The following is a 14,428-nucleotide window of genomic DNA, read 5'->3' on the forward strand; positions in this document are numbered from 1 at the left end:
AGCTCTGACCGTTCGCTGAACATGAAAACGGCCCGCTTCCTTACGGAGGCGGGCCGTTTTTTTTTGCGCAGATATCGTGCTATCGACATTCCAATGTGGGAGCGGGCTTGCTCGCGAAGGCGGTTTAACGTTCAACATTGATGCAAGCTGATACACCGCTTTCGAGATCAAGCCCGCTCCCACATTTAGTAGGTGGTGGAATTGAGGGAATGTCTGTAGCCAAACACACTGATTCTTGAAGGACAAATCTCTATAAAAGTAGGGTAAATCTGATTTCCTTGTCCCTCGCACAACACCCCTTGTCGCTCATGCAGAATCGCCCGCCTTCATTCTGCAGAGACACATCGGATGTTCGCGCCTGCCAATCAACCGCGTTTCACGTTGGCCCTCGACGGCGTCCAGAATGAGCTCAAGGTCCTTGAGTTCACGGGCACGGAAGCCATCAGCCAACCCTACCGTTTTGACCTGGAACTGGTCAGCGATCGGCCGGACATCGAGCTTGAAAGCCTGCTGCATCGTCAGGCGTTTTTGAGTTTCGATGCACAAGGTGCCGGCATTCATGGTCAGATTTTTCGCGTCGGCCAAAGCGACTCCGGGAAACGTCTGACGGGCTATCAGATCAGCCTCGTACCGCGACTGGCCTACCTCGGTCAGCGCATCAATCAGCGGATCTTCCAGCACAAAAACGTACCGACGATCATCGCGCAGGTCCTCAAGGACCATGGCATCCAGCGCGATGCGTTCGAGTTTCAACTCGGCAGCGACTACAAAGCTCGCGAGTACTGCGTGCAGTACGCCGAAAGCGATCTGGCGTTCATCCAGCGGCTGTGCGCCGAGATCGGCATTCACTACCACTTCCAGCACAGCCCCGACGGACATCTGTTGGTGTTCGGCGATGATCAAACGGTTTTCCCTCGTCTGCCGAACCCGACGTTATACCTGCCCGGCAGCGGAATGGCGGCGGATGCGCCGGCCATCAAGCGCTTCAACGTGCGTCTGGAAATCCGTACTACAGCGGTTGCCCGCCGCGATTACGACTTTAAAAAACCACGCCTGCAACTCGAAACCCGTCTCGACAGTGAGCAGCGCCCGGTGCTGGAGGACTACCACTTTCCCGGCCAATTCACTGATCGCGAACACGGCAAACAGTTGGCTCAACGCGCACTCGAACGCCACAACGCCGATTTCCGCCAGGCCGAAGGTCGTGGTGATGACTGTGCGCTGGTCAGCGGGCATTTCCTCCATCTCGCCGAGCATCCGCGTCAGGCGTGGAACGACCTGTGGCTGATCACTGAAATCGAACATCGCGGCCGACAGCCACAGGTGCTGGAAGAGTCGGCCACCAGCGACGACCCGGATGATTTCCAAGGTTATCGCAATACGTTTCTGGCGACGCCGTGGGACGTTTCGTTTCGTCCGCCACTGGGGCCGCAAAAGCCCCGAATGCTCGGCTATCAACCGGCTGTGGTTACCGGGCCGACTGATAGCGAAATCCATTGCGACGAGTTTGGGCGGGTCAAGGTCCAGCTCGCCTGGGACCGCGACGGTCAGCTCAACGAGCATTCCAGTTGCTGGCTGCGCGTGGCCACGGGTTGGGCGCATGACCGTTACGGCAGCGTGCTGATCCCACGCGTCGGCATGGAAGTGCTGGTCGGGTTCATCGACGCCGATGCCGACAAACCGCTGGTGATGGGCTGCCTGCCGAACTCGGCGACGCCCGTTCCGCTGGACCTGCCGGCCGAAAAGACGCGCAGTATTTTCCGCAGCCAGAGCAGCCCGGGTGGCGGGGGATACAACGAACTGCGCATCGAGGATCGCAAAGGCGCCGAGGAAATCTACCTGCGCGCCCAGCGAAACTGGACCCAGCATGTGTTGAATGATCAACAGGTGCAGGTGGATAACGCCCGCAGCATTGTGGTCACCGGCATCGCCCGACATGAGCTGAAAGCGGACGAGCAACGCATCACCCACGGTCAGCGCCAGGCCGAAGTGAAGCTCGACGATCACTTGGTGGTGATGGGTGATCGGCACATTCGCGTGACCAGTCAGGCGCTCAACGCCAGTCAGCAATTCCACGTCAGCGCCGGCCAGCAAGTGGTGATCGACGGCGGTGCCAGCGCGACGATTCAGGCGGGTGGGCAGTGGATCAACATCGGTCCTGGCGGGATTTTCAGCAGCGTGCCGATTCAGGTGGGCGGGGCGTTGGTGCCGGCGATGGCGGCTGCGCCGGTGTCGCCCGATACACCGCTGAAACTTGCTGCTGCCCCGGCAGCGTTGCTGAGTGCTGCGCAGATCATGAGCCTGAAAAGCGACGCGCCGTTTTGTGAGGAATGTGAGCGTTGCAAGGATGGGGTATGCCCTGCGCCGGACACGCAGACCCACTCCCCAAAGTCTTCAGCCCAGCCGGCGGTCTCCAGCGTTGAGCCGGGTTTTCACATCGTCGAGCAGGGGATGTCCCGGTCGGCGCTCGAATCAATCCTGTTTCCACAGCCGGAACCAGCAGTACTGGAGAAGTTTCGCAGCCTTAATCCACAACTCACCCAATATGCCAAGCCTGGTCAATTGATCGTCTTGAGCGATCCGCGCAATACGCAATGCACCCGCGAAGAAGCGCTGCTGATGGAGGCGGCGCAAAAAGTCGATGCAGCGCTTGAGCCGTTGAGTGATGCCGAGGCGGAGTTCATGACTCGTCATCATGGGGAAATTGAATCGTTTCTTTCGCAGGGCTCGACGGGTGTTGGGATTGGTTCGGCGATGTTCGGCAAGCACTTGGGCAACTTGAAAGAGACCCTTGTAGAACTTGAAAACCTGCATAAACGCACCTTTGACAAACACGGAAAACTCCAAGGCGCTGACTTCTTTACCGAGCGTAAAAAGCTGATGGGGCGGCTTGATAGCAGCCTTGGACCGTTGGTACGCAAAGGTGTGGGTATGCCTGATCACCCGAAACTGAAGAATGCGCTGGGGATTTCAAACCGCAGTCTTGTGCATCATTGGAGTAAGGCGGGCACAGCTGGAGGGATTCCAGGGTATGCGACGCATATTGATGGGGTGAGTAAGGCCGGGAAGGTGATGAAGCTGGGTGGGTGGGTTGGGATTGCGCTAGGGGCTTCCGCATCGGGGCTTAAGGTCAAGGAGACCTGCCGCTATGGGACTGAAGAGGCTTGCAGAAAAGTTAAGTTTTCGGAGGCAGGGAAGTTAACTGGTGCTATCGGGGGCAGCACTTTGGGGGGGCTTATTGGGACGCTTGGTGTTACTTCTTGCGTCGGAATTGGACTCGTAAGTGCTGGTACTGGAGGTGTGCTCTGTTCACTGGTTTTGGTTGGCGCAGGAACATTCGTAGGAGGAGTGGCAGGTGAAGCCGGCGGGGAAAAAATTGGTGAAATAATTTATGAGGAAGCTTATTGATGACAAATGATGATGAGGTTTTCTTTGTCTTGCTCACAGGCGGATTATTTTTTGGTCTTGGTCTGATTTTTATTTTGGGTCAACTTTATTTGGCTTGCTTCCAATTAAAAAAAATAATTGACCATTTGAGCAACTCTCATGGCGTTTTATTGCGTAAAACTGTGATGAGGCAAGGTGTTTTTGGTGTTTATTTTATGTTGATTAGTGTGGGGGCTTTCTTTGTGTTTCCGTCGAAGTCAATCAAGTGTGGAAACCTAGATAGAAACGATTATCTGAATTTCCCCCGCGGGCTTTTGAATTTGATAAGACTTTTCTATGTGGCTGGCCTTGGCGGAGGGGTGGCGATGTTTGTGCTTTTTTTTGGTGGGAAATACATGGGCTGGATTGAGTGATTTCGTCGCGCTGGTGCCTTAAATGAGTTTCGTCATTTTATGTGCGATTTATTGGGCGGGGCCGGACACGTTTGAAGCGGTGCTCAATCGGATATTTCCCGTAGTAGGTTTTCTCTTCGTTGCGTCAATAGCGGTGATGTTTTACTTAGCGTGTTTCAAAATGGACAAAATACTCGACGGTATGAGTCGATCTGAAGTGGTGACATTGCGTAGCCCAATTAAGGGGCAGTGTTTTCGCTCTAGGTATGAGGCATTGTTTGTTGTCTGGCATGTTTTAACGTTTCGCGACTTGGCACTAAAGCGTGGGCATTTGGATGAGCGCGACTACGATGATTTTTCTATTAGGTTGCGATGGTTGATTAGAGGCAGTTGCAGCAGCATCTACTTTGTATTTTTCTACTTGATCGTCGTTGAGTGGGTTTATGAGTATTTAAGTTGGGTCGATTGGTTAATAACGACTCTTGATAATATGGGTTGTTGGTGGGCTGAAATCAGGAGCGATTTTTATGAGTGTTAATTTCATTGGAAACTGGTTACAAACCCATCCGCTAAGAAATTCTGAACAACTCTTCGCCATTTTCAGCAACGCCAGCGCGGCTGAGCCGTTCAAAGCTTGGCAGCGCTCATTGAACTCCGCGCCGAGCCCGATTTGGGCTGATACGATTTACTCCGAGTGGGAAGCAGTGATGCCCTATGTCGGAATTGTCGCTGCTGACAGTCAGTTCCTCGATTGGGTCGCCACAACAGCGTCTTGCGATTGGGGTTGGTTGGCAGTGTCTTCGGCGAGCCTTGAGGCAGTGGTCGAACATTTGCGCAGCCTCTCCAGGGTCAAGCTGCCGAATGGTAAATCGGTGTTTTTCCGTTTTTGGGATGGGCGTTATTTGCTGCCGATTTTGCAGTCGGCTGAGGTAAAACCCGCAGAGCTGCTTCCGGTGATCAGCAGGTGTCTGATCAATCGGCAATCGGTCGAAATCGGCGGTAGCGCGTTGAAAGCCTCTAGGGTTTTCCCGTGGTGGGAGGTGTCTGATTCACTGCTGCAACACCTCGGTGCTGAAGATGCCTCAACCCAAATCAACAATCTGATGCAGTGGTTGAGTGAGGAGCATCCGAGTCTGTTGGAGGCGTTTTCAGAGAGTGTGTTGCGTCGCAAGGTCAAGACGTATCTTGCCGGGCCTGGCCTTCCTTCAGTGCCGAAAGCCGAGCTTTTGGAGCACTTGATGGAGGAGCTGAACTAGAGGCAATGCGAAATTTCCGGGCAAGGTCGTCGGAAGTTTCCTTCAAGTTGTAGCGGTTTCCATGAACTGGTTTGAAATGTATTCCATCGATAGTCTCTGGTGGTCACTGAAAATTCAGTGGCAGGGTGTAGGAACCCTTCAAGACTGATGGGATGCTCTTAGCGTCAATACATGGTTTGCGGCCGTTAACATGCGTCCGTAAGATCTGTTGCGGTGGCTATGCGCGAGCACGCTTCGGCGTGGTCGAGTTTTCCCAAAGGTCTCGATATTCCTACCTCGCGTATAGCTGCCACCCCTAGCCTGTAGGAAGGCTGATGGCAGCTCCTATTCTTCTTTGGGAGTCTCTAATGAAAACACTTCACCCCGATCCACCCTACGAAAAACCAATCCCCCACCCCAAAAACCGCTTCATGGCCCTCACCAGCAACTGCACTGACATGCCGACGCTGTTCGTCGACACCCACGCACCGCTCGATGTTTTATACGAAGCCGCCAACTACCGAATTCGTGCCGTCACTCAGGTACTGGAAAATATGTCGATGCGTGGTTCGGTCGAGTGCGAGTCGTTCATTCTTAGTGATTTTGCGTTGCTGTGTGCCATTCCGTTGCGGGATGGGTGTGATGTGCTGGATGTGATTGGGCGGCGGTTGCGGGCTCGGTCACCGGAGTAACGGCGTACGGCTTTTTGTGGCGAGGGGGCTTGTCGGAACGCCGCATCGCCCCGTTGGGTCGCGCAGCGGCCCCAAAACCTGCAATCCGGTTATGTCAGTTGTACCGAGGGGTTTGGTTTGGCGACTGCTTCGCAGTCGAGCGGGAGCAAGCTCCCTCGCCACAGGTTTTGTGATGTGGCGGGATGTTTTTAGGGCTGCTGCGCAGCCCAACGGGGGCAAGCCCCCTCGCCATAGGGTTTTGTGGGTGCTGGGATGTTTTGGGGCTGTTGTGCAGCCCGACGGGGGCAAGCCCCCTCGCCACAGGTTCGTGGGGCTGCAAGTGCCCGCTCGGCTGTGAGGTCCTGACGTTGGCCGCCTTACAAGGTAAACTTCCCGGCCTTCGCAGGAGCAATCATGAATTATCGTCACGCCTTCCATGCCGGCAATCACGCCGATGTGTTCAAACACCTGACTTTGACCCGCCTCATCGCCCTGATGTCGCGCAAGGAGCAGCCGTTTGCCTATCTCGATACTCACGCCGGCATTGGTCTGTATGACCTGCAGGGTGATCAGGCGAGCCGTACCGGTGAGTACCTGGAAGGTATTGCGCGTCTGTGGGATCAGCCGGATTTGCCGGCGTTGACCGCCGATTACATGAAGGTGCTGCATGACATGAACCCGGATGGCCAGTTGCGCTATTACCCAGGGTCGCCGGAGCTGGCGCGGCGCCTGACGCGGCCGCAGGATCGGGTCATGCTCAACGAGAAGCACCCGGAAGACGGCTTGCTGCTCAAGGACAACATGGCCGGTGACCGTCGGGTGAAGGTGCATCTGGGCGAAGGCTGGCATGTGCCGCGCGCGATGTTGCCGGTGCAGGAGAAGCGGGCGGTGATGTTGATTGATCCGCCGTTTGAACAGCTCGATGAGATGCAGCGCTGTGCGGCGTCGCTGAAAGAAGCGGTTGGCCGGATGCGTCAAACCGTGGCGGCGATCTGGTACCCGGTGAAGGACCAGCGCCTGTTGCGTCGTTTCTATCAGGATCTGGCAGGCTCGGGCGCCCCGAAGTTGTTGCGGGTGGAGTTGCTGGTGCATCCGCTGGATACGCCGAACAGCCTGAACGGGTCCGGGTTGGCGATTGCGAATCCGCCGTGGGGGCTGGAAGAGGAATTGCGTGAGTTGCTGCCGTGGTTGTCCAAGAAGCTGGGGCAGACCCAGGGTGGGTGGCAGATGGATTGGTTGATTGCTGAGAGTTGATGGGTGATCGTTCCCACGTTTCGCGTGGGGATGCAGCCTGTGACGCTCTGCGTCACGCCCTTCAAGAGCGGACGCGGAGCGTCCATTGAGGCATTCCCACGCAGAGCGTGGGAACGATCAGGTCAACAGATCAGATCGGGCAGGTCACGCCTGTGCCGCCAATCCCGCAATACCCTTCAGGGTTCTTGGCCAGGTACTGCTGGTGATAAGCCTCGGCGAAGTAAACCGTCGGGGCTTGGTCGATTTCGGTGGTGATGGTGCCTTTGTCGGCCTTGGTCAGTTCGGCCTGGAACACTTCTTTGCTGTGTTCGGCGGCGGCCAACTGCGCCGGGCTGGTGGCGTAGATCACCGAGCGGTACTGAGTACCGATATCGTTGCCCTGGCGCATGCCCTGAGTCGGGTTGTGCAGTTCCCAGAACATCTTCAGCAGCTCGTCGTAGCTGACTTTTGCCGGCTCGTAGACCACGAGCACGACTTCGCTGTGGCCGGTCAGGCCTGAGCAGACTTCTTCATAGGTCGGGTTCGGCGTGTAACCGCCGGCGTAACCCACCACGGTGCTGACCACGCCTTCACGTTGCCAGAAGCGACGTTCCGCCCCCCAAAAGCAACCCAGGCCGAAGATCGCAAAATCCACGTCGGTGACGAACGGGCCCAGCAATGGCGCGTCGTGGACGAAATGTTTTTCCGGCAGGGACATTGGGGTTTCGCGGCCAGGCAGAGCTTGTTCTTTTGTTGGAAGCACGTTTTTGTTCACCAGGATTTCCGAGCGCAAGACCATGATCAGTCCTCTCAGTCAGGTTGGGATGTAGGGAATCAGACCGTCAGTTTGCCCAAACCCTTTCGGTTACGCACTACCTCTGTAGGAGTGAGCCTGCTCGCGATGGCGGTGTGTCAGTCAGAATCTACGTAACTGATACACCGCGATCGCGAGCAGGCTCACTCCTACAGGGATTAGGGTGTTTCACAGGGATTTGGGGTGTGCTGTCAGGCAATCGGGCCACGCGGATAGCGCTTGAGCTTTTCGAGCAGCTCCGCGCCGGGGATCGGGCGGTCGAACAGGTAGCCCTGGCCGACGTCACAGCGGTGGCGGCGCAGGAACGCAAGCTGCTCGGCGGTTTCGATGCCTTCAGCCACGACCTTGAGTTTCAGGTTGTGGGCCATGGCGATCACCGCGGAGGTGATTTCCATGTCGTCCTGATTGTCGGGGATTTCGTGGATGAAACTGCGATCGATCTTGATGATGTCGATCGGGAATTTTTTCAAATAGCTGAGCGACGAGTAACCGGTGCCGAAGTCGTCCATGGCCAGGGTCAGGCCCAGACGCTTGAGCTGGTCGAGCTGCAAGTGGGTGTCTTCGGTGGCTTCCAGCAGCAGGCCTTCGGTCAGTTCCAGTTCCAGCAGGTTGGCCGGCAGCGCTTCTTCCTTGAGGATGTTGGCGATGGACGACACCAGATCCGGGTCAGAGAACTGCTTGGGCGACAGGTTGATCGCCACTTGAAGATTGCCCAGGCCGGCGGCGCTCAGTTCCTTGCTCATGCGACAGGCCTGGCGTGCGATCCATTTGCCGATCGGGATGATCAGGCCGGTTTCTTCGGCGACGCTGATGAACTGGTCCGGGCGGATCATGCCTTTGTCCGGGTGGTTCCAGCGCAGCAGCGCTTCCATCCCCAGCAGGCGGCCGCTGCGCAGGCAGAGCTTGGGCTGGTAGAACACGTCCAGCTCGTTCTGGGTCAGGGCGCGGCGCAGGTTGTTCTCGACGAACAACTTGTAGCTGGCCTCGGCATTCAGCGCTTCGGTGAACACCTGGACCTGATGCTTGCCGTTGGCCTTGGCCTTGTGCAGCGCCAGACCAGCGTTGCGCATCAGGGTTTGCGGATCACGACCGTGCAGCGGCGCGCAGGCCAGGCCCACGGAGCCGGTGACGCTGATCAGTTGGTTGTCGACGAACATTGGCTTGTCGAGGGTCATCAACAACTGATGGGCGACCTGTTGGCCGGTGTGCAGGTCGGTGTTGTCCAGCAGCACGGCGAATTCGTTACTGGCGAAACGCGCCAGGCTGCCGCTCGGGCTCAGGCTGTTGCGCAGTCGTCGGGCCAGGCTGATCAGCAGTTTGTCGCCGGTCTGGTGACCGAGGCTGTCGTTGATCCGCTTGAAATTGTCGATGTCCACCAGCAGCAGGATGATCGGGGTGTCGGTGTCTCGGGCGAAGCGTTCGTCGAGGTTGCGGATGAACGCCGGGCGGTTGCCGAGGTTGGTCAGGTTATCGGTGTAGGCCAGGCGCTCAATGCGCTGCTGGGCGAGTTTGGTCTGGGTGATGTCTTCGTAAATGCCGATGTAATGCGTCAACTCGCGGTTATCGCCGTACACCTTGGAGATCGACAGCTGCCCCCAGTAAGGTTCGAGGTTTTTGCGTCGGCTCTTGAACTCGCCCTGCCAGCTGTTGCTCTTGGCCAGCGCCGAGGGCGCGTCGAACAGCAGTTCGCTGAGGTTCTCCAGTGCCGGCAGTTCCGACAGTCGCTGGCCGTGGACTTCTTCAGTGCTGTACTGGGTGATCGCGGTGAAGCTCGGGTTGACGTACTCCACCACGCCATCGCAATTGACCAGCAAAAAGGCGTTGGCGCTTTGCTCGACCGCACGCTGGAACAGGTGCAGGGCGCTGGTGGCTGTGCGGCGGTTGTGGTTGTTGATGACCTGGGCGAATTGATCCGCCAACTCGCCGGCAAACGCGATTTCGTCCGACTGCCAGGCACGGGTCGCACCGGTCTGCTCCAGGCACAACACGCCAACGACCTGACCGTCGACGCGGATGCTGGCGTCGAGCATCGCGTTCACATCGCGCGGGCGCAGGCTCTCGGCCATGTGCCGGGTGCGTGGGTCACGCATGGCGTTATGGGCGTCGATGGCGCGGCTGCCGTGCAAGGCTTCGAGGTAATCGGGGAAGCCGCTGACGTCGATCGGCTCCGGCAGCTGGTATTCCCCGTTGACGCGGTGATAGGCCGAAATCGGCACCAGCAGCGAACCTTCAAGGTTCCACAGGCTGGCACAGTCAATTTCGTAGATATCGCAGGCGCTGCGGGTGATCAGTTCGGCGGCTTCTTGCAGTGAATTGTTGCTGCTGTAGCGCTGGCGAGTCAGCAACAGGATCAGGTCCTGCTGGGCGCGCACCCGCTCCAGATGCTGCAGTTGTACCTGCTGGGCGAGCTGATTGAGTTCCAGGGCGATTTGCAGGCGCGAGTTCTGGGTTTCCAGGTCGGGCAATAGCTGATTGCTTTCCAACAGGTCGTCGACCACCAGCAGATAGCCGCGCAACAGGTGCCGATTGTGCTGTTTATAGGCTTCGCCCAGTTCCAGCAGGTTCAAGGCGCCGGAGGCGGTGTGCAAGGTGTAGCGGATCTGGTAGTTCGGACTGTCGGTAAGTTGCTGCTGGACCGCGTCATGCAGCTGATAGCGCGCTTCGGGCTCCATCAGGCTGGCATAGGGAGAGTCGACCAGCGCACACAGGTCTACGGCCGGCAGACCGAAATGACGTTCGCAATTAGGATCCAGAAACAGCAGCGCCCAGCTAGGTTCATTAAGCCGTTCGAAACGCAGCATGCCGAGCCGCGAGGGCACAGGCAACTGCGTCACTACCTCGGCCGCCATACGGCTGGCGGCATCGGGTTGGCTTTTCATTGAGGGAAACTCGCTTCGAATGTGCTGGGCGCGCCGGGCTCTCGCCCTCTTAACTGTTGTCAGCGGCAAGGTTGCATCATTGCGGCCCCGACTGACAAGAGACATGAAGGCCAAGTGCTATAAGAATATGTCGGCAGGCGTGAAGTTTTCTCCAGCTCCGGCTAAAAACCAATGCATTTGGCCTTCTTCGCCTTAGTGCAGCGCGATGTTGACCGTTTGTAATGGCTTGCCGTCCCGATCATGGTAATTGACCTGAATCTGCTCCCCGTCAACGACCAGGTGGGCGAAATTGTCCTGGCTGACCACGTTGCTGGTCAGTTCATGCCGATACTCTCCCGCAGTCGTTTGCGCCAACGACTGATCCAGGATGAACGTGGTGGCCTTGGCGTACGGCAGCAGTTTGCTGTTGCACAGTGGCGAGGAGACGATGGTGTGCACCTCGAAGTCCGGGTCTTCGCTGTGGGTCAGGCGGCTGGTCAGGGAGCCGTGGACGTCGCCGGAAATGAAGACAACGTTCTTGATGCGCTGCGTACGGATCGTTTCCAACAACCGTAGGCGTTGTTCCGGAAAGGCTTTCCAGGCGTCATCGCCCTGAATTTTGCGGTCGGGGTAGAACATCACGCTGGTGACCACGAATTTGACCCTTGCCGGGCTGTGGATCAGCCATGTGAGCAGTGCCTGTTCCTGCTCTTCGTCGAGGATACGGCGATCATCGGCCGATAGATTGCGTCGAGTGCGGCTGTCGGTGACAAACCATTCAATATCGCCTTCGGCGAACTGATACCAATACTGTTCAAGTTTTCTGCTTGTTTGCCCGTTGGCTAAAAGTTCATGCGCCGGACTGTGGCTGGCTTGATATAGCTCATAGGCCGCGATGGCGTTTTTGTATAAGTAAGCATCGCCCTTGCTTTCGTTGGCTGGCCAGTTGTCTTCTATTTCATGGTCGTCGAGGATCATGTAAGTCGACAGGTTGGACATTAACTTTGTGATGTTCGGCTGGGAAAAAGCTGCGCGATACTTGCTGAGTATTTCCTTGTATTCCCGGTCGGGAGCAATGAGGTTCAGGTCGTCGACATAAATTTGGTCGCCGGTCATTAACATCGCGCTGACAGGCGGGTCTGCCTGCTGCGCCAGATCGGAGATCGAAGCAAAAATCCGGTCACCCCGTTGCGGTGCCGACGGTATGCCTGCGGTCATGCGCAAGTAGCGACACGAACCGATTATGTACGCCCGTGGCGTGGTGGCCTTGCTGGAGCGGGTGCGGAACCGGTAAATCTCCCGTGGCCATTGCAGCAGTAGCTCCTGCACCGTCTCCACGGTATGCACCGGGCTCATCGGGCTGAACCAGCCGGCCTGATATTCATACACGGTGTCGCTGGACAGCTCATTGAGCGCAATCACATCGGACATGTCGCGCAAGACCGTCAGTTTTACAAACACGCCTCGGGACCAACGCTCTTCGCCCAGGCGCCGATAACGAATACCTGCAAATACCACTGAGTTATCTTGAAGTTCGCCGCGCAGAAAAATGCGCGCGTGATTAGTTGTGGTGTGGCCAATAATCGGGCCGACAGTCGGTTTTAACATGTTCGAATCCATTCGAAGTAATTGCTAACTAAGCAGAAATGACTGATGCAGTTTTATTAAATATCAGTCGGACTAAGCGTAGTTATTGGCTCGCAAAAAATATCGGGACGAAGTGGACTTGCGTTGTGGGCAATATCAGCCACGAATGTAGGAAAAACTTTATTCAAGGCAAAAAAAGCCCCGCCAAATTGGCGGGGTTGAGGTACGAGCGTGGCGCTCGGAAATCGTCGAACGCGAACGGCCCTCCGGTGAGGGAGGGCCGGCCGGTGTTACAGCAGGATGGTGCGGATGTCCGCCAGCAGGCTGCTCAGGCGCTGGGTGAAGCGTGCAGCAGCGGCGCCGTTGATCACACGGTGATCGTAGGACAGCGACAGCGGCAGCATCAGTTTCGGCTGGAAGGCTTTGCCGTCCCAGACTGGCTGGATGGTTGCCTTGGAAACACCGAGGATCGCCACTTCCGGCGCGTTGACGATCGGCGTGAAGCCGGTGCCGCCAATGTGGCCGAGGCTGGAAATGGTGAAGCAGGCGCCCTGCATATCGTCAGCGGTAAGCTTTTTGTCGCGGGCTTTGGCAGCCAGCGCAGCGGCTTCGGCTGCCAGTTGCAACAGGCTCTTCTGGTCGACGTTCTTGATGACCGGTACCAGCAGGCCTTCAGGGGTGTCGACGGCGAAGCCGATGTTCACGTACTTCTTGCGGATAATCGCTTTGCCGCTGGGTGCCAGCGAGCTGTTGAAGTCCGGCAGTTCCTTGAGCAAATGCGCGCAGGACTTGAGCAGCAGCGGCAGGATGGTCAGCTTGACGCCGGCCTTCTCTGCAACGGCTTTCTGAGCGATACGGAACGCTTCCAGCTCGGTGATATCAGCCGAATCGAACTGAGTCACGTGCGGAATGTTCAGCCAGCTGCGATGCAGGCTCGACGCGCCGATTTGCATCAGGCGAGTCATCGGCACTTCTTCGGTTTCACCGAAGCGGCTGAAGTCCACGACCGGAATCGGCGGGATGCCCGCGCCGCCGGTTGCGCCGGCAGCAGCGGCCGGTGCTTCCTTGGCCTTCTGCATCATCGCTTTGACGTAAACCTGCACGTCTTCTTTGAGGATGCGACCGTGCGGGCCACTGGCGCCGACGGCGTTCAGCTCAACACCGAATTCACGAGCCAGTTGGCGTACTGCCGGGCCAGCGTGAACCTTGGCGCCCGGCTTGGCCGGTGCAGCGGCAGGTGCGGCAGCTGCCGGAGCAGCAGGTGCCGCAGCGGCTGGGGCAGGAGCACTCGGTGCAGCCGCGGCCGGAGCCGGGGCGGCAGCAGGCGCAGCGCCTTTGACTTTCAGCTTGAGGATCAGGTCGCCGGTACCGACTTCGTCATCCAGCTTGATGGAAACGCTTTCCACCACGCCAGCGGCAGGCGACGGGATTTCCATGCTCGCCTTGTCGGATTCCAGGGTGATCAGCGACTGGTCGGCTACGACGGTGTCGCCGGCCTTGACCAGGACTTCGATGATCTTGGCCTTGCCCGCCGAACCGATGTCCGGAACGTGGATGTCCTGAACGCTGTCGGCCACTGGAGCAGACGGAGCTGCAGCGGCTGGCGCAGGAGCTGCGGCGGCCGGTGCAGCAGCTTGAGCTGGCGCGGCAGCCGGTGCAGCAACACCTGCCACTTCCAGATCCAGAATCAGGTCGCCGGTGCCGACTTCGTCGTTGAGCTTGACGCTGATGGCCTTGACCACGCCAGCGGCGGGCGAAGGGATTTCCATGCTGGCCTTGTCGGATTCCAGGGTGATCAAGGATTGATCAGCCTCGACGGTGTCGCCGACCTTGACCTGGATCTCGATGATCTGAGCCTTGCCCGCGGAACCGATGTCCGGCACGTGCACTTGCTGAACCGAAGCGGCAGCCGGCGCAGCAGCTGGAGCGGCGGCGGCAGCAGGAGCAGCCGGTTTCGCTTCAGCTTTTGCAGCCGGCGCAGCGGCAGCCGCAGGGGCCGCAGTAGCGGCACCTTCGACTTCCAGCTCCAGCAATTCGTCGCCTTCTTTCAGACGATCGCCCAGCTTCACTTTCAGGCTTTTGACGATGCCGGCTTTAGGCGCAGGAATTTCCATGCTCGCCTTGTCCGACTCCAGCGTCAGGATGCTCTGGTCGGCTTCGACACGGTCGCCGACCTTCACAAACAGTTCAATTACTTCACCTTCACCGCTGCCGATGTCAGGTACGCGAATGAGTTCGCTCACAGAATCTC

Annotated in this window: 9 protein-coding genes and 1 pseudogene; 6 read left to right on the forward strand and 4 right to left on the reverse strand. The window is 57.7% G+C overall.

What is annotated here, in order from left to right:
* Window positions 1–348 precede the first annotated feature (348 nt).
* The 6 genes and pseudogenes from ACA048_RS02310 to ACA048_RS02335 form a co-directional block, all read left to right on the forward strand.
* Window positions 349–2,364: pseudogene (locus ACA048_RS02310) on the forward strand (type VI secretion system Vgr family protein); the annotation flags it as partial.
* A gap of 1,043 nt (window positions 2,365–3,407) precedes the next feature.
* A complete protein-coding gene (locus tag ACA048_RS02315) occupies window positions 3,408–3,800 on the forward strand; it encodes a hypothetical protein (RefSeq protein WP_140668238.1) in 393 nt (130 codons plus the stop codon).
* A 22-nt stretch (window positions 3,801–3,822) separates the two neighbouring features.
* Window positions 3,823–4,317 carry a hypothetical protein gene (locus tag ACA048_RS02320; protein ID WP_497627771.1) on the forward strand — a complete coding sequence of 165 codons (495 nt, stop codon included), beginning with the start codon at window positions 3,823–3,825 and terminating at the stop codon, window positions 4,315–4,317.
* Window positions 4,307–5,035, forward strand: coding sequence for a DUF4123 domain-containing protein (locus ACA048_RS02325; protein WP_497627772.1), 729 nt, complete (start codon window positions 4,307–4,309; stop codon window positions 5,033–5,035). Before ACA048_RS02320 ends, ACA048_RS02325 begins: the two co-directional genes overlap by 11 nt.
* Before the next feature lie 347 nt (window positions 5,036–5,382).
* A complete protein-coding gene (locus tag ACA048_RS02330; RefSeq protein ID WP_497627773.1) occupies window positions 5,383–5,706 on the forward strand; it encodes a hypothetical protein in 324 nt (107 codons plus the stop codon).
* A gap of 393 nt (window positions 5,707–6,099) precedes the next feature.
* The gene (locus ACA048_RS02335; RefSeq protein WP_483841045.1) at window positions 6,100–6,939 is read left to right on the forward strand and encodes a 23S rRNA (adenine(2030)-N(6))-methyltransferase RlmJ; all 840 of its coding nucleotides are present in this window, start codon (window positions 6,100–6,102) and stop codon (window positions 6,937–6,939) included.
* 130 nt (window positions 6,940–7,069) lie between these two features.
* Here the strand turns inward: ACA048_RS02335 and msrA are convergent, their stop codons facing one another.
* From msrA to aceF, 4 genes are all read right to left on the reverse strand, one after another.
* Entirely contained in the window at window positions 7,070–7,717 is a 648-nt protein-coding gene (msrA, locus tag ACA048_RS02340) for a peptide-methionine (S)-S-oxide reductase MsrA (protein ID WP_497627774.1), read from the reverse strand.
* 206 nt (window positions 7,718–7,923) lie between these two features.
* On the reverse strand, window positions 7,924–10,611 hold the full coding sequence (locus ACA048_RS02345; protein ID WP_497627775.1) for a putative bifunctional diguanylate cyclase/phosphodiesterase: 2,688 nt from the start codon (window positions 10,609–10,611) through the stop codon (window positions 7,924–7,926).
* Between the two features lie 192 nt (window positions 10,612–10,803).
* Entirely contained in the window at window positions 10,804–12,198 is a 1,395-nt protein-coding gene (locus tag ACA048_RS02350; protein WP_497627776.1) for an alkaline phosphatase D family protein, read from the reverse strand.
* Window positions 12,199–12,467: 269 nt separating this feature from the next.
* Window positions 12,468–14,420 (reverse strand): dihydrolipoyllysine-residue acetyltransferase, encoded by a 1,953-nt coding sequence (gene aceF, locus ACA048_RS02355; RefSeq protein WP_497627777.1) that lies wholly within the window; start codon window positions 14,418–14,420, stop codon window positions 12,468–12,470.
* Window positions 14,421–14,428 lie beyond the last annotated feature (8 nt).

The sequence above is a fragment of the Pseudomonas sp. LBUM1659 genome, from assembly GCF_059716045.1.

Bases quoted from the DNA above. Each gene is read 5' to 3' on its own strand.
- msrA (WP_497627774.1), bottom strand. From the start codon at position 7,717: ATGGTCTTGCGCTCGGAAATCCTGGTGAACAAAAACGTGCTTCCAACA.
- ACA048_RS02335 (WP_483841045.1), top strand. From the start codon at position 6,100: ATGAATTATCGTCACGCCTTCCATGCCGGCAATCACGCCGATGTGTTC.
- ACA048_RS02315 (WP_140668238.1), top strand. From the start codon at position 3,408: ATGACAAATGATGATGAGGTTTTCTTTGTCTTGCTCACAGGCGGATTA.
- ACA048_RS02345 (WP_497627775.1), bottom strand. From the start codon at position 10,611: ATGAAAAGCCAACCCGATGCCGCCAGCCGTATGGCGGCCGAGGTAGTG.
- ACA048_RS02330 (WP_497627773.1), top strand. From the start codon at position 5,383: ATGAAAACACTTCACCCCGATCCACCCTACGAAAAACCAATCCCCCAC.
- ACA048_RS02325 (WP_497627772.1), top strand. From the start codon at position 4,307: ATGAGTGTTAATTTCATTGGAAACTGGTTACAAACCCATCCGCTAAGA.
- ACA048_RS02320 (WP_497627771.1), top strand. From the start codon at position 3,823: ATGAGTTTCGTCATTTTATGTGCGATTTATTGGGCGGGGCCGGACACG.
- ACA048_RS02350 (WP_497627776.1), bottom strand. From the start codon at position 12,198: ATGTTAAAACCGACTGTCGGCCCGATTATTGGCCACACCACAACTAAT.